The 26,999-nt window shown below is 68.4% G+C and carries 22 protein-coding genes; 7 read left to right on the forward strand and 15 right to left on the reverse strand.

What is annotated here, in order from left to right; genetic code table 11:
• Nucleotides 1-65: 65 nt before the first annotated feature.
• The 8 genes from H7F38_RS14450 to H7F38_RS14485 form a co-directional block, all read right to left on the reverse strand.
• Entirely contained in the window at nt 66-1,670 is a 1,605-nt protein-coding gene (locus tag H7F38_RS14450; protein ID WP_187090526.1) for a class I adenylate-forming enzyme family protein, read from the reverse strand.
• Entirely contained in the window at nt 1,667-2,068 is a 402-nt protein-coding gene (locus tag H7F38_RS14455; protein ID WP_187090527.1) for a limonene-1,2-epoxide hydrolase family protein, read from the reverse strand. The genes H7F38_RS14450 and H7F38_RS14455 overlap by 4 nt, the downstream gene beginning before the upstream one ends.
• Complete coding sequence (locus H7F38_RS14460; RefSeq protein WP_222618078.1) at nt 2,065-3,777, reverse strand: class I adenylate-forming enzyme family protein; 1,713 nt, start codon at nt 3,775-3,777, stop codon at nt 2,065-2,067. The genes H7F38_RS14455 and H7F38_RS14460 overlap by 4 nt, the downstream gene beginning before the upstream one ends.
• Before the next feature lie 197 nt (nt 3,778-3,974).
• Nucleotides 3,975-5,291, reverse strand: a complete 1,317-nt coding sequence (locus H7F38_RS14465) for an ABC transporter substrate-binding protein (protein WP_187090528.1) — start codon at nt 5,289-5,291, stop codon at nt 3,975-3,977.
• A 51-nt stretch (nt 5,292-5,342) separates the two neighbouring features.
• Nucleotides 5,343-6,554: a branched-chain amino acid ABC transporter permease gene (locus tag H7F38_RS14470; RefSeq protein WP_222618079.1), complete on the reverse strand. Its 1,212-nt coding sequence runs from the start codon at nt 6,552-6,554 to the stop codon at nt 5,343-5,345.
• On the reverse strand, nt 6,551-7,450 hold the full coding sequence (locus H7F38_RS14475) for a branched-chain amino acid ABC transporter permease (protein WP_187090529.1): 900 nt from the start codon (nt 7,448-7,450) through the stop codon (nt 6,551-6,553). Before H7F38_RS14475 ends, H7F38_RS14470 begins: the two co-directional genes overlap by 4 nt.
• Nucleotides 7,451-7,523: 73 nt before the next feature.
• On the reverse strand, nt 7,524-8,288 hold the full coding sequence (locus H7F38_RS14480; protein WP_187090530.1) for an ABC transporter ATP-binding protein: 765 nt from the start codon (nt 8,286-8,288) through the stop codon (nt 7,524-7,526).
• Nucleotides 8,285-9,043 carry an ABC transporter ATP-binding protein gene (locus H7F38_RS14485; protein WP_187090531.1) on the reverse strand — a complete coding sequence of 253 codons (759 nt, stop codon included), beginning with the start codon at nt 9,041-9,043 and terminating at the stop codon, nt 8,285-8,287. Before H7F38_RS14485 ends, H7F38_RS14480 begins: the two co-directional genes overlap by 4 nt.
• 193 nt (nt 9,044-9,236) lie before the next feature.
• Between H7F38_RS14485 and H7F38_RS14490 the strand changes: the two genes are divergently transcribed.
• The gene (locus tag H7F38_RS14490) at nt 9,237-9,827 is read left to right on the forward strand and encodes a nuclear transport factor 2 family protein (RefSeq protein WP_187090532.1); all 591 of its coding nucleotides are present in this window, start codon (nt 9,237-9,239) and stop codon (nt 9,825-9,827) included.
• Nucleotides 9,824-10,588 carry an SDR family oxidoreductase gene (locus H7F38_RS14495; RefSeq protein WP_222618081.1) on the forward strand — a complete coding sequence of 255 codons (765 nt, stop codon included), beginning with the start codon at nt 9,824-9,826 and terminating at the stop codon, nt 10,586-10,588. The genes H7F38_RS14490 and H7F38_RS14495 overlap by 4 nt, the downstream gene beginning before the upstream one ends.
• On the opposite strand, the gene H7F38_RS14500 is transcribed toward H7F38_RS14495, so the two are convergent.
• The 6 genes from H7F38_RS14500 to H7F38_RS14525 form a co-directional block, all read right to left on the reverse strand.
• Nucleotides 10,563-11,531, reverse strand: coding sequence for a helix-turn-helix domain-containing protein (locus H7F38_RS14500; protein WP_187090533.1), 969 nt, complete (start codon nt 11,529-11,531; stop codon nt 10,563-10,565). The genes H7F38_RS14495 and H7F38_RS14500 overlap by 26 nt on opposite strands.
• Before the next feature lie 162 nt (nt 11,532-11,693).
• Complete coding sequence (locus tag H7F38_RS14505; RefSeq protein ID WP_187090534.1) at nt 11,694-12,494, reverse strand: enoyl-CoA hydratase/isomerase family protein; 801 nt, start codon at nt 12,492-12,494, stop codon at nt 11,694-11,696.
• A complete protein-coding gene (locus H7F38_RS14510; RefSeq protein ID WP_187090535.1) occupies nt 12,491-13,252 on the reverse strand; it encodes a VOC family protein in 762 nt (253 codons plus the stop codon). The genes H7F38_RS14505 and H7F38_RS14510 overlap by 4 nt, the downstream gene beginning before the upstream one ends.
• Nucleotides 13,249-15,015: a class I adenylate-forming enzyme family protein gene (locus tag H7F38_RS14515; protein ID WP_187090536.1), complete on the reverse strand. Its 1,767-nt coding sequence runs from the start codon at nt 15,013-15,015 to the stop codon at nt 13,249-13,251. Before H7F38_RS14515 ends, H7F38_RS14510 begins: the two co-directional genes overlap by 4 nt.
• A 95-nt stretch (nt 15,016-15,110) precedes the next feature.
• Complete coding sequence (locus tag H7F38_RS14520) at nt 15,111-16,040, reverse strand: acyl-CoA thioesterase II (protein ID WP_187090537.1); 930 nt, start codon at nt 16,038-16,040, stop codon at nt 15,111-15,113.
• The gene (locus tag H7F38_RS14525) at nt 16,037-17,041 is read right to left on the reverse strand and encodes an SDR family NAD(P)-dependent oxidoreductase (protein ID WP_222618082.1); all 1,005 of its coding nucleotides are present in this window, start codon (nt 17,039-17,041) and stop codon (nt 16,037-16,039) included. Before H7F38_RS14525 ends, H7F38_RS14520 begins: the two co-directional genes overlap by 4 nt.
• Before the next feature lie 197 nt (nt 17,042-17,238).
• Here H7F38_RS14525 and H7F38_RS14530 point away from each other — a divergent pair, with 197 nt between their 5' ends.
• The 3 genes from H7F38_RS14530 to H7F38_RS14540 are packed head-to-tail and all read left to right on the forward strand — an operon-like array spanning nt 17,239 to nt 20,749.
• Nucleotides 17,239-18,471: an acetyl-CoA acetyltransferase gene (locus H7F38_RS14530; RefSeq protein WP_187090539.1), complete on the forward strand. Its 1,233-nt coding sequence runs from the start codon at nt 17,239-17,241 to the stop codon at nt 18,469-18,471.
• 13 nt (nt 18,472-18,484) lie between these two features.
• Nucleotides 18,485-19,996, forward strand: a complete 1,512-nt coding sequence (locus H7F38_RS14535) for a carotenoid oxygenase family protein (protein ID WP_187090540.1) — start codon at nt 18,485-18,487, stop codon at nt 19,994-19,996.
• A 45-nt stretch (nt 19,997-20,041) separates the two neighbouring features.
• The gene (locus H7F38_RS14540) at nt 20,042-20,749 is read left to right on the forward strand and encodes a hypothetical protein (RefSeq protein ID WP_187090541.1); all 708 of its coding nucleotides are present in this window, start codon (nt 20,042-20,044) and stop codon (nt 20,747-20,749) included.
• A 98-nt stretch (nt 20,750-20,847) separates the two neighbouring features.
• Here H7F38_RS14540 and H7F38_RS14545 read toward each other — a convergent pair whose 3' ends face one another.
• Complete coding sequence (locus H7F38_RS14545) at nt 20,848-22,446, reverse strand: AMP-binding protein (RefSeq protein WP_187090542.1); 1,599 nt, start codon at nt 22,444-22,446, stop codon at nt 20,848-20,850.
• A gap of 220 nt (nt 22,447-22,666) precedes the next feature.
• Here H7F38_RS14545 and H7F38_RS14550 point away from each other — a divergent pair, with 220 nt between their 5' ends.
• Together H7F38_RS14550 and H7F38_RS14555 are read left to right on the forward strand one after the other, a co-directional pair.
• Nucleotides 22,667-25,465 carry a hypothetical protein gene (locus tag H7F38_RS14550; RefSeq protein ID WP_187090543.1) on the forward strand — a complete coding sequence of 933 codons (2,799 nt, stop codon included), beginning with the start codon at nt 22,667-22,669 and terminating at the stop codon, nt 25,463-25,465.
• Between the two features lie 155 nt (nt 25,466-25,620).
• Complete coding sequence (locus H7F38_RS14555) at nt 25,621-26,997, forward strand: IS30 family transposase (RefSeq protein ID WP_187091417.1); 1,377 nt, start codon at nt 25,621-25,623, stop codon at nt 26,995-26,997.
• Nucleotides 26,998-26,999 lie beyond the last annotated feature (2 nt).

A 26,999-nucleotide genomic window follows, 5' to 3' on the forward strand; every position in this document is an offset into this window, starting at 1 on the left:
ACAACTAACAGTGTTGCATGTGCGAACCAGCAGCGGTGCAGCGACATCGACCTCGCCTCCTGATCTCATCGGCGGCCGTCATCCGGGGATTGCCGGTGGCGGGCGTCAGGTGCGTCCGAGGTGCCCAGTGCCCACATCGCCCGCAAGGCCGGCTTGTCGATCTTGAGACTCGCGGTGCGGGGCAGGGTGTCGACGAAACGGACCCGGGTGGGCTTCTTGTAGGAGGCGATCCGCGCTCGCGCGGCGTCGATCAGCGCCGCCTCGTCCAGGCCAGGATCCGAGACCACCGCGAAGGCCACCACCGTCTCGCCCCAGCGCTCGTCGGGCACACCGAACACGGCCAGTTCGGCCAGTCCGGGCAGGCCGGCCATGGCGGCCTCGACCTCGGCGGGATAGACGTTCATCCCGCCCGAGACGATCATGTCCTTGGCCCGGTCGGTGACGTACAGATAGCCCGCCTCGTCCAACCTCCCGATGTCGCCGGTCAGCAGTCTTCCGTCCCGGACGGCCTCGGCCGTCAGGTCCGGCCGGCCGAGGTACCCGACGAACTGGGTGTCAGAGCGGACGGTGATCTCGCCCGTCTCGCCCGGGCCGAGGCCGGCGCCGTCGGCCCCCACGATGGCGATGTCGGCCTGGTGGACGGGACGTCCGGCGCTCGCGTAGACGTCCTGGGCGCGGCAGGCGGGGGTCCAGTCCTCGTGTTCGGTCCTGGTCACCGGAGCGCCGGTCTCCGTCATTCCGTAGGCCTCGGCAAAACGTGACCCGACCGCCTCGACCAGAAGCCGGACCGCGGCCGGCGGCAGACTGGAGCCCGAATGCACTGCCACCCGCAAGGTCTCGAGCACTTCCGGTCTTCGCCGCACCTGCTCGACGAACTCGCCGGCCAGCGGAGTGGGCAGGTAGGTGAACTGGGAGCCCTCGGCAACCATCGCGTCGAACCACTGGTCCGGCGCCAGCCCGGCCATGAAGGAGAGCTCACCCCTGAGATAGAGGTGGGGGAGCACCACACCCCAGATACCGGACACGAACGAGAGCGTGCCGGTGAAGGCGCACCGGCTGCGGGGACGCATGTCGAAGTGCACCGGCATGTGCTGCAGGATCCGCAGCAGGGTGCGCTGGCTGTGCATCACCCCCTTGGGCCTGCCGGTGGTCCCGCTGGTGTATCCGACGATGGCCAGATCATCGGGACTGCGCGGGATCTCGGGGACCGACGTCGATGATCGGTCCAGCAGGTCGCTCCACCGCAGGTGACCGCGGGCCGCCGGCTCGCCCAGCGCGACGACCAGTGGGGTGTCCCCGACCGCGTCCAGATCCGCGATCCGCGGCCCGAGTTCGTCGGCGTAGGCGAAGGCGCGGGGCCGGGCGTCCGCCAGGATGCCGCTCACCTCAGCGCCGGCCAGTCGGTCGTTGACGTGCACCGCAGGGTAGCCGCCGAGGAGGCACCCGAGATAGGCCTCGACGGCCTCCACCCGATCCGTGACCATCAGCGCGACGGGGTCGCCCGGCCGAAGTCCGTTGCCGCTTAGGGCGTGTGCGAACCGGCTGGCGTTCTCCAGCAGCTGCCGATGGGTCCGGGTCCGGCCGTGGGCCCGCAGTGCGACCCGGCCGCCGCCACGATCGAGCGATCTGGCCAGTGCGCCGCCGGCCGTGTCCACCGGGGAGGCGATCAATGGGCGAAGTCCTGGCTCGGGACGACGCCCATGCCGCGCAGCAGCGTTGCCCGGTCGTAGTACTCGAGCCACTGGGTCACCATGCCGTTCTCGACGGACAGGATGCCGACCACCGGTACCTCGCCGTGATGGCCGTTGGTGTCGAAATCGTCCACCCGCTCGACCCAGACGCGGCCGCCGATGATCCCGATCGCCTTGATGTGCAACTTGATCCGTTCGAGCCCCCTGGCCAGCACGGTGAGCCGTTCGGCGAAAGCGGCTCTTCCGACGACCGGTTCGCTCATCACGCTCTGCAGCACCCCGTCGGGAGCGAAGAGTGCCTCCACCCTGGCCCAGTCCTGGGCCGACCAGGAATCCAGGATCTCCTGGACCACTGCGATCTTCTCGTCGTCCGTCATGCTCGCTGCCCCACTTCTTCGCGTAGTTCTCGTTTGAGGATCTTGCCGACCGGGTTGCGTGGCAGTTCGCTGCGCAGGTCCAGCCGCTCGGGGAGCTTGAAGGTGGCGATCTCCTGCGCGACGAGGTGGTCGACGACGTCCTGCAGCGTGATCGATCTTCCCGGCCTCGGGACCACCACGGCGCAGATTCGCTCGCCGAGCACGTCGTCGGGGTATCCGATCACCGCGACGTCCGCGATGTCCGGGTGGCCGGCGATCATCGTCTCGAGTTCGGCCGGGGCGATGTTCATCCCGCCGCGGATGATGAGATCCTTGGCCCTGTCGACGTAGCGGAGGAATTCCTGGTGCGGCCCGTCGATCACGAACAGATCACCGGTCCGCAGGAAACCCTCTTCGTCGAATGGACTCGGCACCCGGGCGGCGTCCAGGTATCCGGCGAACAGGCTGGGCCCGCGAAGCCGCAGCTCACCCGGGACTCCGGGTTCGTCGATCTCCCGTCCGGTGGCGGGATCGACGAGCTTGATCGTGGTCTGCCTCGATGCGGGGAAACTCCACTCCCGTCCGCCGCCGTAGCGCGGGAAGAAGCGCGCCCGCTGGGCGGCGTCGGTCATCAGGACGACGTCCGTCATCAGGGAGATGCCCTCGTTGGACCCGAAGTAGTTGATGATGCTGATGCCGTGTCGCTCGTGCCAGCCCCGCACCATCCACTCCTGCAACGGGACCGATCCGGAGCCGATGCTGGTCAGGGACGAGATGTCGGCGTCCGCAAGGATCTCCTCCCGCTGCAGCAGCAGGGCCAGCACCGCCGGGGGTGCCAGCGTGTAGGTGATCCGCTCGTCCGTCACCTGCCGGAGGAACACCGCCAGATCGAAGGAATGATGTTGCACCATCAGGCATCCCACCCGGAGCCACGGCAGCAACATGCCGTTGATACCGGCCATGTTCACCATCGGGAAGGGGTTCAGGATCCGGGAATCATGGGTCAGGTGCGGCGAGTAGACCGTGTCCCAGCTCATCACCAGCCACTCGTAGTGGGCACGGGGGACCCCCTTCGGCCGGCTCTCCGTCCCGGAGGTCCAACAGATGGTGATGCAGTCGTTCGGGTTCACCGGGTGGGTGTCGGCGTAGGCCTGCACCCCGCCCGCATGGTGATCGTCCAGGCCGGCGACCGCGGCGGCCAGCCCCGTGGAACCGGGCACCACGGCTGGGCCGTAGTGCAGAACGGTGCGGAGCGATGCGATGTCGGGCATCATGCTGACCACATCGGCGGCCGCGGAACGTTTCTGGATGCGGTCGGCGGTGATGAAGGCCGTGATCGCGCCGATGTTGCCGAGCTCCACCAACTCATGACGCCGGTACTGCACGGGCAGCGGCGAGATGATCGCCCTGACCCGCCAGATGGCCAGGTAGGCACAGACCAGCTCGACGGTGTTGGGCAGCTGGACGGCGATGACGTCCCCTTCGCCCAGACCCGACGCCAGCAGAACGGCGGCCAGCTGGTCGACCTCGACGGCCAGCTCGTTCCAGCTGACCCGGCGCGGGTCGAGGTCGACCAGATCCCGCTTGTTCGGCGCGTCGACCACGGCCGGGTCGTCGCCGAACTCGGCCACCCGGTCCAGGAACAACTGCTGCACCGTTTCATCGGTCCAGGCTCCGCGTCCGACCCATTCGTCGATCCGGTCCTGCGGGTGCATCTTCCTGGCAGGCATGGGCAACTCCTTTCACGCTGTCGAGCTGTTCGGTGTCGGATCGTTCGGTGTCGAGTCGTTCGGTGTACCGCGGTCGGAGCGGATCACTTGCCGCTGACGTCGATCAATCCGCCGTCGGCCTTGAACGTCTTGGTCGCCGCGCTCCAGATGAACGTCTGGAAGGCACTGAAACCAGTCAGCTCGGTGGGGGTGCTGACCTATTTGATGCCGTTGATCAGCATCGGTGATGCGTAGGACTGGTCACGTGCGGCCTGGATGACGCCGACGTGCGTCAGACCGCTGGACGACGCGGCGGCCTGCTTCAGGGTGTTGATGGTCAGGTCCGCCTCTAGCCAGCCGGCCACCGTGATGGTGTTGGTCCGGTCGGCCGTGGTGACCTCCGAGAGGTACTGCTCGACACCGGCGTCGGCGGCCAGTGCCGGGTCGCCCGGATCCTTCAGGTACTTGGGGATCACGTTGCCGTCCGCCGCCGCGCCGGCCGCGACGTAGGCCGTGCCGTCGGCGCAGTTGCTCGGGTTCACGACGAGCTTGGGGGTGAACCCGATGCGGGCCAGGGCCTGCACCACCGGTCCGCAGTCGGTGGTGATGCCTGCCGTGTAGACCACGTCGACGCGGGCGGCCTTGAGAGCGGTGGCGGCAGCGTTGGGATCGGTCGACGGCGCGATGGCGGAGATGGTCAGGTTCGTACCCTTGGCGGCCGCCTGGAACGCCTCGGACTCGCCCTTGCCGGACGCGGTCTGGTTCTCGGCGATACCGACCTTCGCCCCGTTCGGGAACTTCGCCTTGATCACACCGATGTCGTATTTCGCCTCGGCGTTGCCGGCCGGCAGGAACTGCACCGTCCATGGGTACTGCGAGATGTCGCGATACTGCTGGACCGAAGAACTGGCGTACAGCAGCGGAATGCAGGCGGCGTTCTGGTCGTCGGCCATCGCCCCGACCGGACCGCTGCCGAAGGTCACCAGCGAATCGACGTGATCGCTCTGGATGAACTGCACCTCGTTGGCCTTGGCCTTGTCCGGGGCGTACGCATCGTCCTTGAACTGGACGTCGATCTTCACCCCGTTGATGCCGCCCTTGGCGTTCTCGGCGGCGATCCGCGCCTTGTAGCCGTCCAGCGCGTAGGTGACCACCCCGGCGACGGGCCCGGAAAGCGGTGCGCTGTAACCGATCTTGTAGGTCCCGGTGATCACCTTGGTGGCCGAGGCCGGATCGTCGCACTTGGAGGTGTCGACCTTGAATCCGCCGGCCGTCGCGCCGGGGGAGGACGCGGCGGAACCACTGGACGCGGCCGGGGCGGAGGACGCCGACGAGCCGGACGCGGCGGCCGGGCTCCCGGCCGCGGCGGGTACGGAGCTGGCGGCGGCGGCGGCGGCCGTCGAGGCCGAGGATGACGGGGACGAGCCGGCAGCACCGGACGAGCTCGACGAGCAACCCGAAAGAGCAAGGGCTGCAACCGTGAGACATGCGAACGGGGCAACCAGGTACGACCGTGGACCTGATGATCTGAGCACGAGAGGCCTTTCTGAGAGGGCGGGCAGGTGTGGGTCAAGGACGTTGGTGGGTCAGGGACGTGCGTGGGTCGGGGGGTTCTCCGTCGGGGGGTTCCCGGTCGGATCGTGGGGTTCGCGTTGGTCGGGTGCGACCGGCGTGCGCAGACCCGGAACCACCTGCAGCACCTTGCGGGTGAGGCGGAAGAAGGCGCCGGTGAGTCCCTCCGGGGCGACGAACACGATCAGGATCAGTGCGGCCCCGAACAGCACCGCGGCCGCCTGCCCCTGCCCGATGTCCGAGGTGTAGTAGGGGATGTAGACGACGGCGATGGCACCGATGATCGGCCCGAATCTGGTCGCCTCACCGCCGATCACGAGACCGGTCAGCAGGGCGATCGCATTCAGAAGGGTGAACGAGTCGTTGGCGACCAGGCTCCCGAGATACATCGCGAACAGCCCGCCGGCGACTCCGGTGAGGGCACCGGACAGGCCGAAGGAGATGGTCTTCACCGCCGCCAGGTTGACTCCGGAGGCGGCGGCGGCGATCTCGTTGTCCCTGGCCGCCATCATGGCCAGCCCGTACCGGCTGCGCACGATGTTGTGCACCAGCACCATCACGATCACCAGGATCACGACGCAGAGCCAGTACAGCCACTTTCCTCGGTCCGACAGGGTGAACCCGGAAAAGGCGGGCGGGCGGAGCATGGCCCGTCTGATGGTCAGGCCCTGCGCGCCCCCGGTGAGGTCGCTGAACCGCGCGATCACCTCCGGGAAGGCCACCCCGAACGCCAGCGTGACCATCGCCAGGTACAGACCCCGGATGCGAAGGGCGGGCAGACCGATCACCAGACCGACCAGGAAGCAGACGATGAACGCGATCGGCAGGGTGTACTCGGCGCGCCAGCCGTATTTCACCACCAGGATCCCGGTGGTGTACGCGCTGATTCCGAAGAAGGCGGAATGGCCGACGTAGACCAGCCCGGTGTAGCCGGTCGCGATGTTCAGCCCGGCGATGGCGATCGCGTAGATCATCACCCTGGTCAGCTGGCCCTGGTTGAACTCGCCGAGACCGCCGCCCCACACGACGATCACGGCCGCGAGGATCACGCCGAGCGTCAACAGCGCGAGGTGCGGTGTCGAGTTGCGCCGGATCGACCACGGCAGGCGGCGTCCCGCCTCACGGATCGGCGGCGCCGACTGGCGGGAGGCAACCAGTTCGCCATCGGGCGGTGGTGGCGTCAGGTCGGCGGCCGGCCCGTCGGGGTTGACGGATTGGGTTGTCACACGCGCTCCACTCGTCTGGCACCGAACAGGCCGGTGGGCTTGGCGACCAGCACCAGCACGATGATCACCAGAGCCAGCGTGAGCTGCAGTGATCCGCCGAGGAAGGTGGCGTAGCCGTTGATCATCGATTCCGCGATACCGAGCCCGAGTCCTCCGACGACGGCTCCCTTGGCGCTGTCGAGGCCACCGAACAGGGCGGCCGCCGAGGCGAAGATGAGAATCGAGAAGAAGGAACTCAGATCCAGTTCCTGAGGCGGCAGCACGGGTACGAGCAGAATCCCGGCGAGTGCGCTGATGGCCGCGGAGATCCCCCAGCTCATGCTCAGCACGGTGCCGACCTTCACACCGGCCAGCGACGCGGATTCGGCGTTGGTCGCCACAGCGCGCATCTTGAGCCCGAGCCCGGTGCGGTGGAACAGCAACGACAGCAGGCCGACCACCACCAGCATGATCAGGAAGATCAGGATGGTGTCGTAGTGCAGCCGTGCACCGCCGACCAGGAAGTAATCGGACTCCCCGCTGGGGAGCAGGTCCGGGAACTGCTTGTTGGCCGGTCCCCAGATCCAGCCGTCGAGCCCGTTGAGCCCGGTGAACAGGCCCAGACCCACGATGAGGACGGCGGTTTCGCTACGTCGTCGCACCGGGCGGATCAGTGTCCGTTCGGTCACCACCCCCATCACGAAGCCGACGGCCATGGCCGGTACCAGGGCAACCCAGATCGGCAGGCCCTTGGTGGTCAGCCACCAGGCGATGAAGCAGCAGAACAGGGCGAACTCGCCCTGGGCGAAATTGATCGTCGACGAACTCCGGAACACCACCACCAGGGACAGCGCGATGAGCGTGTAGAGCGAGCCCGCGGTCACCCCGGAGAACAGTCGGTCGAGGAAGATGTCCACTGGAGGTGATGCTCCCGTTCTCGTTGGGGGGTGGGCGATTCGGACCGAGGGCCTGGAGTGGGGCCCGGGAAGGTCAGTAGCCGAGATAGGCGCGGCGGATGGAGTCGTTGCTGCGGAAGGCCTCCGCCTCACCGGTGGCGGCGACGGATCCGACCTCCAGCAGGTACACCCTGGACGCGACCCGCAGCGCCAGTTCCGCGTTCTGCTCCACCAGCAGCAGGGCGGTGCCCGATTCCGCGTTCACCGTGCGGAGCACCTCGAACAGCTCCTGGACCACGATCGGGGCCAGGCCGAGGCTGACCTCGTCGCACAACAGCAATCGCGGCCGGGACATCATCGCGCGCGCGATGGCCAGCATCTGCTGTTCGCCGCCGGAGAGGGTGCCCGCCACCTGGTCGCGGCGTCCGTCCAGCCGCGGGAAGATCGTGCACCACTTGTCGATGTCCTGCGCCACTTCGGCTTTGGACTTCCGGCTGACCGCACCGACCCGCAGGTTGTCGCGGACCGTCATGTCGGTCAACGTCCCACGTCCCTGCGGCACCAGGCCGATCCCCCGCGCCAGCATCAGGTCGGGCCGACTGCGCCCGACCGACCTTCCGTCGACGAGGATGTCGCCGGTGTGGGGGATCAGGCCGGCGACCGCCCGCATCAGCGTTGTCTTGCCCGCCCCGTTCGCCCCGAGCACCACCACGACCTCCGCGGTGCCCACGGTGAGATCGATGCCGTGCAGGACGTTGGCGGCGCCGTAGCCGGCGTGCAGATCCCGGACATCCAGGAGGGGTTGTGCACGAGCATCACCGATCGTTGCCCCGGCGCTCGACGGGTCGGTGGTCGTCATGCCGTGCGACCCAGGTAGGAGGCGACGACCTCGGGCGCGCGCTGCACGTCGGCAGGTAGCCCGTCCGCGATGGTGCGGCCGAAATCCATCGCCACCACGTGGTCGGAGATCCCCATCACCAGACCCATGTGGTGCTCGACCAGCAGTGCGCTGAAACGGAATTCGCTCTTCAGGCGGACGATCAGCCCGCCGAGATCGTGGACCTCCGAATGGGTCAGGCCACCAGCCGGTTCGTCCAGCAGCAGCAGGGTCGGGCGGGACATCAGGGCCCGCGCGAGTTCGACGCGCTTCAGCGTTCCGAAGGGCAGACCCCTGGCCGGCCGGAATGCGACGTCGGTGAGGTCGAGGGCACGCAGCAGGTAGGCGGCCTCGGACTCGAGCCGGCTCCGGATCCGCCGCCCCGCCGGCCAGCTCACGGCGGACGGGAGCAGGTGCGGACTCGAGCGGGAATGGGCGCCGACCATGGTGTTGTCCATGACCGTGAGAGACGGGAAGAGGGCCAGGTTCTGGAAGGTCCTGGCCACTCCCTTGCGGACGATCTGGTGGCGGCGCATCGACAGCAGGTCGATGCCGTCGAAGTCGATGGTGCCCTCGGTGGGTCGGTAGAGCCGGGTGACGCAGTTGAACAGCGAGGTCTTGCCGGCGCCGTTGGGACCGATCAGTCCGCAGATCTCGTCGTCCGCCACGGTGAAACTGATGTGGTCCAACGCGGTGATACCGCCGAACCGCAGCACGAGATCTTTCACTCGGAGCACCGTCGCGCCTCCCTGTTTCCAGTCATCGGGCACGGCTTCTCGCCGACAGCCGCCGTGGGTGTGATCTGACACACTTCAGTTAACAGTGTGATTGTTACTGCATGAACGGACATTGGTCAACGGGTGGAGGCACTTTTGCTCCTGTGAGTACATTCGTCTGGTCAAGTCACGCTCTTAGTTGTAGCGTGACTACATGGGCGACGATGCTGATGAACTGCAGATGCTGGTGGACAAGAGCCGGATCACCGAGCTGCTGACCCGGTATCTCCGAGCGATCGATCGTGCTGATGTCGCTACTTTGCGAGCCTGTTACCTACCGGGAGCCACCGAGGAGCACGGCGGGATGTACAGGGGTCCCGCCCAGGGCTACATCGATCTCATCCAGGAAGCGCTCTGCCATCCGCGATCGGTCGGCACCCACGCGCTGAGCAACGTCGTGATCGACCTGGCCGGCGACCGCGCCGTCAGCGAGCACTACGTGCTCGCGCTGACCCGGGTGAAGGTGGACGGCGTCGTGACCGACCATCTGGTCTCCACCAGGATCGTCGACGACCTGCAACGGCGGGACGGCCGATGGCTGATCGGCCGCCGCCGGTTGCGGTTCGACTGGTCCCGGGAGCTGGGGCCCCGGCCCACGCTCTGGTTGGGCGGACGCCTCGATCCGTCGAAGCTGCTGCACAGCGGCAAGTTTCCGGATGATCCGATCTACGACACGCCCGATGCCGGTGTGGTCGGCGTGGGCTCTGCCCCGGGCGGTTCGCGGCAGATCGGGGTCGATGCGTGAGCGCGACCGTCATGGGTTGTGTCGCCGTGGTCACCGGTGGCAACCGCGGGATCGGCCGCGCGTTCGTGCAGGAACTCCTGGCCGGCGGAGCGCGGAAGGTCTACTGCGGTGCCCGCGACACCGGCGACATCCCGGCCGAGCTCCTGGACGCCGGCGCCGTGCCCCTGCGGCTGGACGTCACCGCCGAGAACTCGGTGGCGGCGGCCGCCGCCGCGGCCAGCGATGTCACGGTGGTCGTCAACAACGCCGGCCTGCACGGAAAGGACAGGCTGGTCCTCGCGGCCGACCCGACCATGGCGCGGCAGGAGATGGAGGTCAACTACTTCGGGCCGCTCAACATGATCCGGGCCTTCGGTCCGGTCCTCGCGGCCAATGGCGGCGGTGCGATCGTCAATGTGCTCTCGGTGGCCGGCGCCATTCCGACCGCTTTCATGGGTGACTATTCACCGGCCAAATCGGCGGCGCTCTTCCTGTCCATCATCGCCCGGGCCGAGCTCGAGCCGCAGGGCACCAGCGTGACGGCTCTGGTCGTCGGCTCGGTCGACACCAGGATGGCCGATCATGTCGAGGGCATCAAGGAGGACCCGCGGGACATCGCGATCACCGGGTTGAAGGCGATGGCCAGGGGAGAGCGCGTCTTCGATACCGATGCGATGGCGGTGCAGGCCAGAGCCAAGTACTCCCTGGACCCGGTGCGGTGGGAGAAGGGCATGGCCAAGGTGATGAACAACGGCGTCATGTCGACCCGTCGGTCGACCTGAGTACGTGGACCGTCGAACCCCGGAGTCGCTCACGACACTCGCTGCAGATCAGTCGCGGGTGGAAGGTGCGGTGGCAGTGGAGGTGCTCCATTCTCAGCGGCGGACCGTCGGGTGAGTGGAACCACCTCTGTGCCCACTCGATCTGGACGGCGATGACCGGGTAGAAGGCCCGCCCTTTGTCGGTGAGGCGGTAGACCACCCAGTCCGGCCTCTGCGGATTGGGACTCTGGACCAGCACACCGATCTCGCAGAAGGTACGCAATCGTTCCGCGACGATGGTGGGTGGCGCTCCGCTGCGTTGTTCGAACTCGCCGAATCGATTGGATCCCAGGAAGGCGGCACCGATGAGTGCGGCCGACCACCGGTTCCCGACGATGGCCATCGTCTGGGTGACGACCTCGTCCGGCCGGGTACCCGAGTGGGCCCGCCGCCGGGTGGCGGCCGACGGGACGCTCCTCGACCAGTGACCGCTGGGCCCGAGGCGCCCCTGCACATCGCGGGCCGCCACCTCCAGCTCGCAGGCCTCGCAGATCAGGATCGGGTGGAAGACGGCTCCGCACCTGGTGTGCTGCATCTGCGGAAGGTGTTCGCTCGGGTCGTTGACCCACCGCTGCTCCCAGGCCCACATGGTGAGCAGGATCGGCCACATCTGCCGACCACGGTAGGTCAGGCGGTAGTCGTGCCGTGGAGGACGCGAGTGGTACCGGACCCGCTCCATGATGTCCGCGTCGACCAGGCGGGCCAGGCGTGCCGTGAGCACCGAACTCGAGATCGGCCCGGCCCGAAGCCATTCGTTGTACTGGGTGATGCCGTTGAGGGCCATCTCGACGATCCACAGGGTCCATTCATCGCCGACGATTCCGTTGGCCATGGCGATCGCGTTCGGTCCGCCCTCCTCGAGGAGGGTGATCTGCTTGGCGGCCGACTGCTTGTCCGGATCCATCTCACCTCCCGATCGCCGGGTCGGCCCCGCAGGTCCCGTTCACCCGAGGGGGTGGACGCCCGATGTCATCGGCCAACCTAACTTCCGGGCCGACATCTGCCAAAGCGGGCGGCCTGACGGGTCGCTCACTCCGGGTCCCGCCGCGGTGGCCCGCCTGGTGGATCACGAGCCGGTGAACCGGGCCGGCCGCTTCTCCAGGAACGCCATCACACCCTCCCGGTGATCGGCCGACAACTGGCACTGGGTCAACACATCCAGGTGAGTGCTCAGGTGTTCGTCGCGGGTCTGCGAGGCGCCCATGTTGAGCAGCCGCTTGGCCCTGGTGACGGCGAACGGTGAGCCGAGAGCGATCTGGGCGGCCAGCGCGCGGGCTCGTGCGGCGAGGTCCTCGGGCTCCACGACGTCCAGGACGAACCCGATCTCCTTGGCGTGGGCGGCGTCGATGAACTCCGCGGAGAGCACCAGGTGCATGGCGTGCTGCCGACCGACGATCCTGGGGAGCGCCCAGGTGCCCGCCCCGGTATCGGGCACCAGCCCCCGGCGCACGAAGATCCAGGAGAAGCGCGCCCTGGTGGAGGCGATCCTGATGTCGGCGAGCGTGGCGAGTTCGACCCCGAGACCGGCGGCGGGACCGTCGATGGCGGCGATCACCGGCTTGCTGCAGTCGCTCAGGTACCACTGCTTGCCGTTCCGGAACTCCTCCCGGTCGCCGCCGGGGTCGTCGATGTCGACGTCCCGGAGTTCGGTCAGGTCGGTCCCGGCGCAGAACTGGCCCGGCACCGCGGTCAGGATGACGACCCGGACGTCGGGATCGGCGTCCGCCTCGGCGGTGCGGTCGATCAAGGCGTTGTACATGGCGTACGACAGTGCATTCCGCTTCTCCGGCCGGTCGATGGTCATCGTGGCGATGCCGTCACGGACCTCGTAGTGGATGTTCTCGGTCATCTCGGTCATCTCGGTCATCTCGATTCCTGCTCGGTGATCGTCAGGCGGACGCCGCAGATGGTGGTGCTCCGCCCGGTGCGGTCGGGCTCTGAGTTGCGGTCGGGGCGCCCGGTGCGGTCGGGGTCTGCTGTGCTGCGTGCGAACTCCGCTGACGCCAGACCACGGCCACCGCCGGTCATGTCGATGAATCGAAGCTCTCCGACGGCCAGCGGCACCGTGGTGGCACCGTCGGGGATGGACGTGCCCAGCAGGGCGGCCCAGCGCGCGGCGGTCGCGGCCGGGTCCTTCACCGCCACATCGGCCCCGACGATGTTGGACACCACTGCGGTACTGCCGGTGTCCGACAGTTCCGGGCAGAAGTGCCAACCGCGGTCGTCGTCGATCTGATCGATCTCGGCGAGCGTGCCGAGGTCCCGCGGATGCCATTGACTGATCGGGTTCCCATCCAGGCGCTCCCGCATGACCGGCGAGATGCCCAGCTGCCGGCCGCGTTCGACGACGCCGTCCAGATCGTCGACCTGCACCACCACCATGTAGCCGGATTCACCCTGCCTGGCCAGCATTCGGCCCGGGCTGGAATCCGGGATCAGCGGCGCCACGATCTCCACGAAGGTCCGATCGATGGCGAGTACCTCGTGCTCGAAACCGAGGACGGCCATCCCCTCCTCCTCGCTGAACCCCCGGTGGAGCCCGAGGAAGTCCCTCGTCGTGGCGATGGCCGCCGGAAGGTCTGCGGCGAGCTGCACGACCTGGCGTAACGCCGGTACCGGAATCATGTCCACGTCCCGGTGACGAGGGCTGGCTCGGCCGTCCCGGGTGGGGCGTCGCTCCCGGCCGACACCAGGCGGAGTTCCTCGCGCAGCTGGCGTTTGAGCACTTTACCGACCGGGTTCCGGGGGAGCGCCCCGACGATCTCGAGGCGCTCCGGCCACTTGAACCTGGCGACCTGTTCCAGAGCGAGCAGCTCCAGCAGCTCCCGCAGCACCGGCGGGTCCCCGACTACCCGGGGGGCGACGAAGACGCAGATGCGTTCCCCCAGCAATTGATCCGGCATGCCGACCACCGCAGCCTCTGCGACCTTCGGGTGGGCCAGCAACAGGGATTCGATCTCGACCGCGGACACCTTGTAGCCGCCGCGGCTGATCAGATCCTTGGCGCGATCGACGTACACCAGCAGGTGGGCGCCCGCTCCGTCGAACTCGAAGATGTCGCCGGTGCGGTAGTAACCCTGTTCGTCGAACGGGCTGGCGACGGGGTCCCCGGTGGCCCAGTAGCCCGCGAACACGGTGGGCGAGCTGACGCGCAGTTCGCCGGGCCGGCCGGGCTCGCTGATGTCGAGGCCGGTCTGCAGATCGACGAGTCGGGAGAGCGTCTCACGTCCCGCGCGGGCCCGCCACCGATGCGTGGGGTCACCGGGGCGCGGGAACAGACGGCCGCGATCGGCCGGGTCGGGAATGGTGTCCGGGCAACCGAACAGACACAGGCCCTCGTTCGAGCCGAACAGGTTGAGCACCTCGACCCCGCGGTCACGCTCCCAACCCTGGATCATCCAGGCGGACAACGGGGCCGAACCGGAACCGACGGCTCGCAGCGTGCCGAGGTCGTGCCTGGCCATCAGTTCCGGGTGGGCGATCAGGTTGTTCAGCACGGCCGGCGGCGCGCAGGTGTAGGTGACGCGCTCCGTCTCGATCTGGGTCAGCAGCACCTCCAGATCGAACAGATGATGCTGCACCAGGGTGGCCCCGAGCATCAGCCACGGTAGGTACATGCCGGCCATCCCGCCGGCATTCACCATCGGGAAAGGATTCAGCAGGATGTCCTGCACGGTGAGTCCCGGTGTCGAGATCGTTCCAAGGGCCACGGCCTGCCAGTCACCATGGGTGCGCGGTACGCCCTTGGGGGCGCCTTCGGTGCCGGAGGTCCAGCAGAGCGTCACGCAGTCGTTGGGATGGAGATCCAGACCGCTGCGGTAGGCGCGGTACTCGGCGTCCCGCCCCGTCTTCGCCAGGTCGTCGTCCAGCCGGACCACCGCGCCCGGCAGGTCACGGCCCCAGGCCAGCACCGTCCGCAGGGTCGGGATGCGGCCGAGCAGGCGCAGGGCCTGCTCGGCCGGGCGGACCCGGTTCACCCTGGCGGTGGTGACGAACGCCGTCAGCCCGGCCATGGTGCCCATCTGGGCCAGCTCGTGCTGGGCGTACTGCACCGGGAACGGACAGGTGATCGCGCCGAGACCCGCGACGGCCAGGTAGATCAGCGCGAGCTCGACGCCGTTGGGAAGTTGCACCCCCACGACGTCGTCCTTCCGGACGCCGGCCCGGTAGAGCGAGCGGGACAACCGGTCGACCTCGTCGTCGACCTGCGTCCAGGTCAGCCAGCGGGGCGGCCCGTCGGTGATGGATTCGCGGTTGGCCGGGTCCACCAGCGACAGGGCCTGGGGTCGTTCGCGGACGTGAACGGCGAGCAGGTCGAGCCAGGTCCGACCCGACCACCAGCCGTCAGCGATGAATCCGGCGACCTGCTCGTCCGGGTAGAGGCGCATCGGGATCCTTTCCAGATCCTCTTCACAGCTGCCGGCCGGCCCTCGTTGGCAGGACGGGTACCTCTCGGGTCGAGCGGCCCGACGGTGGCGTCTCGTCAGGGTGCGGCTCGTCCGACACCTTCAGGCGCATCCAGGATCAGCCCTTCCTGGGCCACCGACGCGACCATCGATCCATCGGGGGCGAAGACCTGGGCCCTGGTGAAGGCCCGGCCGTCCTGTGCGGCCGGGGACAGTTGCTCGAACAACATCCACTCGTCGGCGCGGACCGGCCCGTGGAACCACACCGCATGATCGACCGACACACCGTCCCAGGCTTGACCGCCCACGATCTGCTCGCAACCCACGGATACGCCGTGCGGCACCAGAGCGGCGGCCAGGATGGTGACATCGCTGGCGTAGACCAGCAGCGCCTGGTGGAGTAGCTGATCCGGAGGCAGCGGAAACGGGACACGCTGCCAGACCCGATCGGTGGTCTGCTCCGCTCCGATCCGTCGTGAGCTGACCGGCGGGTCGACGGTCAGCGGATTGATCCTGATCTCCAGCGCCTCGAAGCCCCGCCAGGCCGGCCCGAGACCGCCCCAGCGGACCGCGGCCTCCTCCAGAGTGGGAACCTGTTCCGGGGAAATCGATCTCGGCGGGTGCAGCTGGTGGCAGACGCCGCCGCCGGTGGCAGCGAACGAGGTCGTCATGGTGGCGATCGGCCGGCCGTGCTGCTCGGCGGTGACCTGGCGCGAGGACAGCCGCCGACCATCACGCACCCGCTCGACCCGGTAGTGGATGGGCTCGGCGGGATCTCCGGCGCGCAGGAAGTAGGCGTGCAGCGAATGGGCGGTCTTGGCGTCGGTCACCGTGCGCCCGGCCGCCATCAGGCCCTGGGCCAGAACCTGTCCGCCGAACACCCGGCTCATGCCCATCGAGACCTGCGGGCCCAGGAAGGTGTCCGGGCCCGTCCGCGAGAGGTCGAGCACGGCCGGCACACGCGGGGCCGGCGAGAAATGTTGCTGCGCCGTCGGATGCCGGTTCACCGATCGCACCCGGACCGATCGCACCGGTCGGCGAGCGTCTCGGTCACGATCGCGGCGAAGTCACCGAAGGCGGCCTGTGCGGTCTCGAAGGCTCGTCCCGGTGCGTCGCGGCTCTCCCGGACGAGTGCGGCCAGTCCCGCCCCGGTGAGACCCGGAGGGACGGCCACCATTCCGAATTCGACGGCCGCGGCCGCCCGCATCGCGCCGCCGCCGCAGACCAGGACCTGGCCGTTGACCGTCGAGGTGGGGTCCACCAGCGCGGTGACGACCGGTGCCACCGATTCGGCGGTCATCAGGTCGCGGTGGTGGGGATCCATTCCGGCGTCGGTCATCTGGGTGGTGGCATAGGGAAGGACGACGTTCGTCAGGACGTCGCGGCGTGCACCCTCGACGGCGATGCACCGACCGAGGGCGATGACGGCGCCCTTGCTGGCCGAGTAGGCGCCGGCGGTCGGCTCCCCGTGGAGGCCGGCCGTCGAGGCGATCAGGACGATGCGACCGAAACCGGCCTGCCGCATCAGCGCCGAACACGCGGCGGCCAGATGGGCGGTGCCCCCGATGTTGATGGCGGTCACCGCGTCGAAGCGTGCGGGGCTGGTCTTGTGGAACATCTCGGGGTTGCTGACGGCGGCGCTGGTGACCAGGAAGTCGACCCGTCCGTAGTGCTCGAGGGCGGTACCGATCACCGCGTCGACCGAGCCGGGATCGGCCACGTCCCCGTGGTCGGCGACCGCCGTGCCGCCGGCATCCCGGATCTCCTTCACGACGTGGTCGGCCGGGCCGAGCCCGGCCGCGTCGATCTCCCGGTTCCGATTGTTGACCACCACGGCCGCTCCGGCGGAGGACAGCGAGAGGGCGAAGGCCCGGCCCAGTCCCTTCCCGCCGCCGGTGACGATGCCCGCCCGGCCGGCCAGGGGACCACTCGTCCGAACGTCCGCGCCGCCCGCTCGACCGTCCGGCCACGAAACGGCAGGACCACCGCCGGCGGGAGATTGCGACACCGATGTCATCCGCCTGGTCACTCTGTCAGTTGTAGTACGCGAGCCGGCGATTCACAAGGGGTTCGGCCGGTCCGGGTGTCGGGCGGTGTCGAGTTGGCGGCGGCGATTGACGAGAAGCACTGTTTGTTGTAGTACTGGATGAACAGCCCGCGACGTCGGCACCGATGGCGCTGCGCAATGCCGGAAGGGTCTCGAGGATGAGCGTCAGCTCCAGCTGGGTCATCGGTGGTCACCAGACCGATTTCGCCCGCAATACCGTGCGCGAGGGCTCGACCTTCGCGGATCTGTTCACCGAGACCGTCGCGTCGACGCTGGTCTGCGCCCACCTCGCGCCGGCCGACGTCGATGTCATCCATGTCGGCAACGCCTTCGGTCAGCTGTTCACCGGCCAGGGTCAGCTCGGCGGCATGCCGGCCACCGTGGAGCCGGCGCTGTGGGGTGTGCCCGCCGTCCGTCACGAGGCCGCCTGCGCGTCCGGATCGATGGCGCTGCTGGGCGCGATGGCCGAGATCGAAGCCGGTCGTTACGACGTCGCTCTGGTGGTGGGGGCCGAGATCGAGAAGACGGTCGACGGCGATCTGGCTGCGCAGTACCTGGGAGCGGCCGCCTACATCGGCCACGAGGGTCAGGACGCCTCGTTCATGTGGCCGCACATGTTCGACAGACTGGCCGACGAGTACGACCGGCGTTACGGTCTCGACGACCGGTACGTGCACGCGATCGCGGAGCTGAACGTGCGCAACGCGCGGGTGAACCCGAACGCGCAGACCCGCAACTGGACGTACACGGCGGACAGCTTCAGCGACGACGACCTGGCCAATCCGCGGGTGGAGGGGCGGGTGCGCCGGACGGACTGCAGCGCGATGACCGACGGTGCCGCCGGCGTGGTCGTGGTCTCGGATCGATACCTGGCCGCCCATCCGGACATCGCGGCCCGGCCCAGGGCGCAGATCCTCGGCTGGGGTCACCGCACCGTCGGGCTGTCGCTGCAGCAGAAGCTGGACCACTCGGCGAACGACGCCTACACCCTGCCCCACCTGCGGCAGACGATCACCGACGCCTTTCGCCGGGCCGGTATCGCAGACGTCGACCAGCTGGACGCGATCGAGACCCACGACTGCTTCTCGATGAGCGAGTACGCCGCCATCGACCATTTCGGCATCACCGGGCCCGGTGACAGCTGGAAGGCCGTCGACAGCGGCGACATCGAGATCGGCGGCCGGATCCCGATCAACCCCGGCGGGGGCCTGATCGGCGGCGGTCATCCGGTCGGGGCCACCGGCGTGCGCATGATGTTGGACGCCTTCAAGCAGGTCACCGGCCAGGCCGGGGCCTACCAGGTGGAGAACGCGAAAACCGTTGCCACCCTGAACATCGGCGGCAGCACGACCACGTGTGCCAGTTTCGTCGTCGGTTCCGGCGACGAGTAGGAGGACCTCTGCGATGGACATCGAAATTCTGGGCCGTGCACTGACCACGCTGCCGGCCGACGACGACCACCCCTACCGGACCGGCCCCTGGCGGCCGCAGACGGTGGAACGCAAGGCCGACGATCTTCCGGTGATCGGCGAGATCCCGGCCGATCTGGACGGCACCTACCTGCGAAACACCGAGAACCCGGTCCACCCGGCCATGGAGATCTATCACCCGTTCGACGGGGACGGAATGGTCCACGTGGTGGGTTTCCGTGACGGGAAAGCGTTCTACCGCAACCGTTTCGTCCAGACCGACGGATTCCGGGCCGAGCAGGAGGCGGGGCGGCCGCTGTGGGCCGGCCTGGCCGAGAACCCGGCCAAGTCGCCGACCCAGACCGGTTGGGGGGCAAGGGGTCGGATGAAGGACGCGTCCAGTACGGACGTCGTCATGCACAATGGCGTCGCGCTGACCAGCTTCTACCAGTGCGGCGACCTCTACCGGCTCAACCCGACCACCCTGGAGACCCTCGGCAAGGCGACCTGGAACGGTGCGTTCCCCTCCGACGTCGGGGTGTCGGCCCATCCCAAGCTGGACGAGCGCACCGGCGAGCTGCTGTTCTTCAACTACGGTACCGACGCTCCCTACATGCACTACGGCGTGGTCGACCAGCAGGACAACCTGGTCCACTACGTGGATGTCCCGCTGCCCGGCCCGCGGTTGCCCCACGACATGGCGTTCACCGAGCACTACTCGATCCTGAACGACCTGCCGCTGTTCTGGGAGCCCGCGGCGCTGGCCGGCGGCAAGTACGCGGCCACGTTCCACCCGGACCTGCCGACCAGGATCGCCGTCATCCCGCGCCGCGGGCAGACCTCCGACATCAGGTGGTTCGAGGCCGACCCGACGTACGTGCTGCACTGGGTCAACGCCTACGAGGACGGCGACGAGATCGTCCTCGACGGCTTCTTCCAGCAGGACCCGGAGCCCCCGGCCGGCAACGGAACGCTCTACCAGCGCATGTTCCGGTTCCTGGACAACGAGCTGATGGGACCCCAACTGCACCGGTGGCGGCTGAACCTGGTGACGGGTCTGAGCAAGGAGGAGCCGCTGACCGAGAGCAAGAGCGAATTCGGGATGATCAACCAGCAGTACGCCGGGCGGCGGCACCGCTACAGCTACTCGGCCACGACGCTCCCCGGCTGGTTCCTGTTCAACGGCCTGATCAAGCACGACGCCGACACCGGAAAGGAGGAGCGGTATCTGTTCGGGGACGGGGTGTTCGGCAGCGAGACCGCGATGGCCCCCCGGCTCGGCTCGACCGGCGAGGACGACGGTTACCTGGTCACCATCGTGTCGGACATGAATCACGACGTCTCCGAATGCCTGGTGTTCGACGCCGCCGACCTCACTGCCGGACCGCTGGCCAGGGTCCAGCTGCCGGAACGGGTGTCCAGTGGTACCCACTCCACCTGGGCCCCGGGGTCGATGATTCCTGATTGGCGCAGCCACGACGACCCGGCGAGTGCTCTCCATCTGTAGGGCTTCTCGCGTGTCCCCGACATTTCACCGATGAAGGAGTGTTCGATGAGTGCACCTACCACCAGCTGGGCCAAGCTGCGCCAGGTGGTCATCGCGACCGCTCACCACGGCGCCGACACTGCCGCCGTCCGGAAGGCTTTCGGTCTGGGGGAGGGTTTCGCCGACCCGGAGCTGGCGAGGATCTCGCTGGTGGACGCGACGCTGCCGGTCTCCGCCGGGCGCTATCTCGAGTTGGTGGGATCGACCGACGGCGTCGGTCCGGTCGGCCGGTGGCTCTCGAAGATCGGTGGCCGCGGCGGATTCGTGCTCTCCGTCCAGCATCCCGATCCCGACGCCGTCCGCGAGCGGTGCCGGACCCTCGGCGTCCGGGTCCCGATCGACGAGTTGGCCTTCGGTCGGACGGTGCTGCAACTCCATCCGAAGGATGTCGGTCTGGTACTGGAGATCGACGGTATCGCCGACCGGGATGAATGGTTCTGGGACGACATCGACCCCGGCCCGGAGGCAGGTGCCCGCGTCGACGAGATCGTCGGGGTCGAGGTGCCGGTGGCCGATCCGGCGGCGATGAACGTCCTCTGGCACCGACTGCTGGATCTGGGTGAGCCGGCTGTGCCGGATCAGATCGAGCTGGGCGGCGCGTTCGTGAAGTTCGTGCCGGGTGGACCGTCCGCGGACTGGACGGTGGTGCTGCGCACCGCGTCGGCCGCGGCCGTCGACCCCGGACTGCCCGGCATCAGTTTCCGGCTGGTCTGACGCCGTCCTGCCTGCCCGGACGTCCTGCCTGCCCGGACGTCCTGCAAAGTGATCGCTATCGCGATCACTCTGCAGGACGTCCGGGGAGCCGGCCCGGCTCAACCCCGGTACTGCTCCCGGAGTCGGTTCTTCAGGAGTTTGCCGCTGGCGTTGCGCGGCAACGACGCCACGAATTCGACCCCCACCGGACACTTGAAGTGGGCGAGGCGCTCACGCGCGAAATCGATCAACTCCTGCTCGCGGAGCAGGTGGCCCGGCCGCCGGACGACGATCGCGTACGGCGACTCGCCCCAGGTCGGCGAAGCGATGCCGATGACGGCGATCTCGGCGACCGCGGGATGCGCGGTGAGCGCGCTCTCCACCTCGGCCGGGAAGACGTTCTCCCCGCCGCTGACGATCATGTCCTTCAACCGGTCGTGCAGATAGAGGTAGCCCTGGTCGTCGAAGCTGCCGCCGTCGCCGGTCCGCAGCCAGCCGTCCGGGGTGATGGCGGCAGCGGTGGCCGCCGGGTTGTCCCAGTATCCCAGCATGACGTGACCGCCCCGGATCAGTACCTCGCCCTTCACGCCCACCGGAACTCGTTGCAGCGTCACCGGATCGACCACCACCAGCTCGACGCCCGACATCACGCGCCCGACCGAACGCAGCTGCTGTTCGCGGCCCGCTTCGGGGAAATGGTCCTCCGGCCGGAGAATCGTGACGCCGCCGTTGGACTCCGTCAACCCGTAGCTGGACAGAAATCTGCACCCGAAGATCGCGGTGGCACGTTGGATGACCGGCAGCGGCATCGGTGCCGATCCGTAGATCAGGTACTTCAACGAAGACCAGTCGGCGGTCGACGCAGCCGGCACGTCGACCATCCGCTGCACCAGCGTCGGGACCACGGCGGCGTGCGACACCCTGCGCCCCACCAGGAGTTCGACGAGGGCGTGCGGTTCGGTCTCGGTCTCCAGCAGCAGCGCCGATCCGTTCAGGGTGGCCACCACGGCGATGCCGAAGCCGGAGATGTGGAAGAACGGGATCGGGGCCATCGCCACCGAGGTCGAGTCGAACCCGGCGTCGTGGTGCAGGACGGCCAGGGCCTGGCTCATGTTGTCGCCGGTCAGCATGATGCCCTTGGGCAGGCCGGTGGTGCCCGAGGTGTAGAAGACGACGGCCGGGTCGTGCGGTGCTGCCTCGAAGCCGGGGTCCGCTGCGGGATGCGGCCCCATCCAGCCGATGTAGTCATCGGAGGTGACGACCCGGCGCAACCATGGATGCGCATCCGGACGCACGGCCGGCTCGCCGACCCCCTGCACGAGGACCGCCGGCCGGGCATCGCGCAGGATGCCGTCGAGCTCGGTCGGCGCCAGGCGATTGTTCAGCGCGGTGGCGATGGCGCCGATCTTCGCCGCGCCGTAGAGCACCTCGAGGAAGGACGGTGCGTTCACCCCGACGTAGGCCACCCGGTCACCGGGCGCGACACCATCTGCGATCAGGGCACGGCCCACCTGCGAGGAACGAGCGTCCAGCTCCCCGTAGGTGGTGGTGTCCGCGCCCTGCAGGATGGCCGGTGCATCTGGCGTTGCTCCGGCCCGTGACCGGAGGATTCCGGCGATGTTGAGCACGCGGGTGCCGTCGGGGTGATAACTCCAGTTCTGCTCCGGTGCAGCGTTTCCCGACTGATCTGGGTTGCCCGCGACACCGGTGTCTGACACCCGTCGAGGCTACAGCTAACGGTGTTAACCGCGCCAGTGCCGGGCGCCGTCCATCGTCCGGGTGAGCTCCGACTTGCTTCATTGGTGGAACAGTCGGGCACGGCATGTGCGAACATCGGCGTGCGTGCTGTGCTGCGCCCTTCGGTGCCCTCTCGCCGCGGGACCCATCGACCCGGCATCGTCGAAACCGGCGGTGCCGGCCTGCCGGAGGTCTGCCATCGTGATCACGACCCGACGAGTTGCCGTCCTGCTACTGGCGACCGTCCTGCCGTTCGTCGGGCTGGCTGTGGTGCCGGCGGCAGCTACTGCTCCTGCGGTGGCGGCGGTTCCTGCGGTGGCTGCATCAGTACCTGAGGTGGCTGCGTCCGGACCCGCGGTCGCTGCGGCGGCGGCCGTCCCGAATCCGGCTCCCGCCACCCGGCCGGTCCCGGCAACCGAAAGGATGTCGGACGGCCCGGTCGACTACACGAGCAACTGCCCGGCCGAGCCCGCTCCGGGCACCTACACGTGCTTCTCGCTGCGGCGCACCGGCAACTTCGCGCATCTGGCGGCCAACGTGCCGCCCAGCGGGTTCGGTCCAGCGGACCTGCAGTCGGCCTACGCCCTGCCGTCCTCGTCGGCCGGTGCCGGCCAGGTCGTCTACGTCATCGATGCTTTCGGCTACCCCGATGCCGCAGCCGATCTCGCGCACTACCGGTCGACCTACCAGTTGCCCCCCCTGGATTGTCAGGGCGGTCACGGCTGCTTCAAGAAGTTGAACCAGGCCGGACAGACCAGCCCGCTGCCGACGTACGACGCGGGCTGGGCCGGCGAGACGGCGCTGGATCTGGCCATGGTGTCGGCGATCTGCCCGAACTGCAGCATCACCCTGATCGAGGCCATGGACAACAGCAACAACCTGTTCACCGCGGTGGACCGGGCGAACAGGCTCGGCGCGAAGTTCGTCTCGATGAGCTGGGGCGGACCGGAAACCGGTCAGGAGGGCCGGTTCGACTCCAGCTACTTCGGGCGGACCGGCGTCGTCTACGCCGCATCCTCCGGTGACGGCGGCTACCAGGAGGGCAGCAACTATCCCTCGACGTCGGGCAACGCAGTCGCCGTCGGGGGCACCACGCTGGCGATGCAGGCCGGAACGACGCGGGGATGGTCGGAGTTCACCTGGGGCAACGACATCGCGCACGGCACCGGGTCCGGTTGCTCCAGCGACGAGACGAAGCCCGCCTGGCAGGCGATCATCGCCGCGTCGGTGTGCACGAGGCGGGCGGGAAACGACGTCGCCGCCGTCGCGGACCCCAACACCGGCGTGGCCGTCTACCAGACCGGGCTCGGCCTGCCGACCCAGGGCTGGTCCATCGTGGGCGGGACCAGCGCAAGTGCCCCGATCATCACCTCGGTCTACGCGCTCGCCGGTGCGCCTCGCTCCGATGATCGCCCGGCCTCCTACCCGTACGCCCGCAGCGGTTCGCTGAACGACATCAACCAGGGCATCAACGGTTACTGCTCGCCCGATCTGCTCTGCGGGGCGGCCACCGGATGGGACGGGCCGACGGGTCTCGGCACGCCCGATGGTGTCGCAGCCTTCGCCCCACCGGCACAGGCGATCACCGTCGCGAATCCCGACAACCAGGCGTCCCCGGTCGGGGTCCCGGTCGGCCTGACCGTGGCGGCGACCGACGTGCCCTCGCGGGCGCTGACCTTCACGGCCACGAATCTGCCTGCCGGGCTGAGCATCTCCGCTGCCGGCGTGATCTCAGGGACACCGACCGTGCTGTTCGCGTTCGTCGCCACGGTGACCGCGACGGACAGCACCGGAGCCACCGGTTCGGTCGTCTTCCCGTGGACGATCGCCAAGGCCGGCACCTTCCTGCCACTTCCCTCGAACCGGTTGCTGGACACCAGGTACGGGGTCGGCGCGCCGAAGGCCGCGGTGGCCACCAAGGGGGCAGTGGTCCTGCAGGTGCTCGGTCGCGGCGGCGTGCCCCCGTCCGGGGTGTCCTCCGTCGTGCTCAACGTGACGGTGACGGCGCCGACCGCAGCGGGGTACGTCACCGTGTATCCGCACGGCAGTGCGCAGCCGTTCACGTCGAACATCAGCTTCGTCAAGGGCCAGACGGTGCCCGATCTGGTGATCGCCCCGGTGGGTGCAGACGGCAAGGTCACGCTGTTCACCTCCGCCGGTACCCACCTGATCGCCGACGTGTCCGGCTTCTACCTGAACGGCGCCGCCGCGGCACTGGCTGCTGTCCCCGGTTCGTTCGGTCCGCTGGCCCCCCGGCGGATCCTGGACACCCGTTACGGGCTCGGCGCACCGGCCGGAGCCGTCCCGGCCGGACAGTCCATCGCCCTGGCGGTCCTCGGCAACGGTGGGGTGCCGGCCAGCGGCGTGTCGGCCGTGGTGCTCAGCGTCACGGTGACCGCACCGACCGCCGCGGGTTACGTCACGGTCTATCCGAACCTGGTGGCCCGTCCGGCTTCGTCGAATGTGAACTTCGTCAAGGGTCAGACGGTCTCGAACCTGGTGGTGGCCCCGATCGGTGCCGACGGCAAGGTCCGGCTGTTCGCCCTGGCCGGTGCCCAGCTGATCGCGGACGTGGCGGGCTACTTCACCACCAAACCGGGGCCCGCAGCGGCATCTGGGGGCACGTTGACCACCGTCGGCCCGGCACGACTGCTCGACACCAGGACGAACACCGGCGACAACCAGGGCCCCGTCGGCAATCTCCAGACGGTGTTCCTCAAGGTCATTGGTGTCGGCGGAGTCGCACCGGCCGGGGTCACGGCGGTCGTGCTGGACGTCGTGGTGGTCGGCCCGACGGGCGCGGGATACCTGACCGCCTATTCGGCCGGGTCGGGTCAGCCCGCCACCTCGAATCTGAACTACGTCGCGGGCCGGACGGTGGCGAACCTGGTCGTCGTGCCGGTGAGCCCGGACGGTTTCATCGCCCTGACCGTCGACGGAGCCGGGACCGTGGATCTGGTGGCGGATGTGTTCGGGTACTACAACGCCCAGCCTTCCTGACGATGACAGTCGGCGGCCGACGGGGGCGACGGCAGGTGCGCCCGTTCGGTGGAGGGACGAACGGGGTATGAATCCAGGTATGGAAGGCGGATTCAACTGGTCGTCGCAACACTCCCGAGAGTGGAGGTCTTGCAATGGGTCCAGCTTCGGATCGGATGATGTCGATGACCGGGCGGCCGGCGATGCGGTCGCCCGGGCGGCCGCCGGCCCGCCGGGATGTCGAACGGGTATTTTGGCGCAACATCGCGAAAGGGATGACCAGCGAAGACGCCGCGACGGCGTGCGGCGTGTCGGGGCCCGTCGGGACGCGTTGGTTCCGCGACAGTGGCGGCATGCCGCTGATTGAACTGCAGCCCCCGTCGGGCAGATATCTCTCGTTTGTTGAGCGAGAGGACATCGCTCTGCTGACAGCGCAGGGCAACGGAGTGCGTGAGGTCGCCCGCCGCCTGGGTCGGTCGCCATCGACGATCTCGCGGGAGCTGCGCCGCAATGCCGCAACTCGTGGCGGCCAGTTGGAGTATCGAGCGTCGACTGCCCAGTGGAAGGCCGAGCTGATGGCCCGCCGTCCCAAGACGGCCAAGTTGGTGACGAACGATCGGCTTCGTGGCCATGTCCAGGACCGCCTGGCCGGGGTCATCCGCGCCGCGGACGGCACTGTCGTACCGGGACCAGTCGTTGCAAAATGGAAGGGGCGTAACAAGCCTCACCGCCAGGACCGGCGGTGGGTGACAGCGTGGAGCCCGGAGCAGATCGCCCACCGCCTGCCGATCGACTTCCCCGACGACCCGACGATGCGCATCTCCCACGAGGCGATCTATCAGGCCCTGTACATCAAGGACCGCGGCGCCTTGGAGCGCGATTTGGTGCCGTGTCTGCGGACCGGACGGGCGTTGCGGGTCCCCCGGGCGAGAGCCCGAAAGCGAGCTACGGGCCACGTGACTCCGGAGGTGACGATCGATAAGCGGCCCGCCGAGGCCGACGATCGGAAGACCGCCGGCCACTGGGAGGGCGACCTCATCATCGGCACCGGCCGGTCAGCGATCGGCACCGTCGTGGAACGGATGACCAGGTTCACGATCCTGCTGCACCTGCCGCGAATGGAAGGCTACGGACTTGAGCCGCCGGTGAAGAACGGTCCCGCATTGAGCGGTTACGGCGCGACCGCAACCAAGGACAGTATTGTCGCGAAAATGGTTGCAGTGCAGCGGGAGTTGCGTCAGTCGTTGACCTGGGACCGTGGCAAGGAACTGGCCGCGCATGTCTCTCTAAAGGCCGAGACTGGTATGGCGGTGTTCTTCGCCGATCCGCACAGCCCTTGGCAGCGGGGTACGAACGAAAACACGAACGGCCTGCTACGTCAGTACTTCCCGAAAGGAACCGACCTATCCCGCTGGTGCGCCGCAGAAATTGACTCCGTCGCTGATGCATTGAACGACCGACCCCGCAAAACGCTCGGCTGGAAGACACCGGCGGAAGCGATGGCCGAGCAGCTACTATTACTGCAGGAGCCGAGTGTTGCTACCACCGGTTGAGT

Origin of the sequence: Nakamurella sp. PAMC28650 (genome assembly GCF_014303395.1) — a bacterium.
Classification (GTDB): domain Bacteria; phylum Actinomycetota; class Actinomycetes; order Mycobacteriales; family Nakamurellaceae; genus Nakamurella.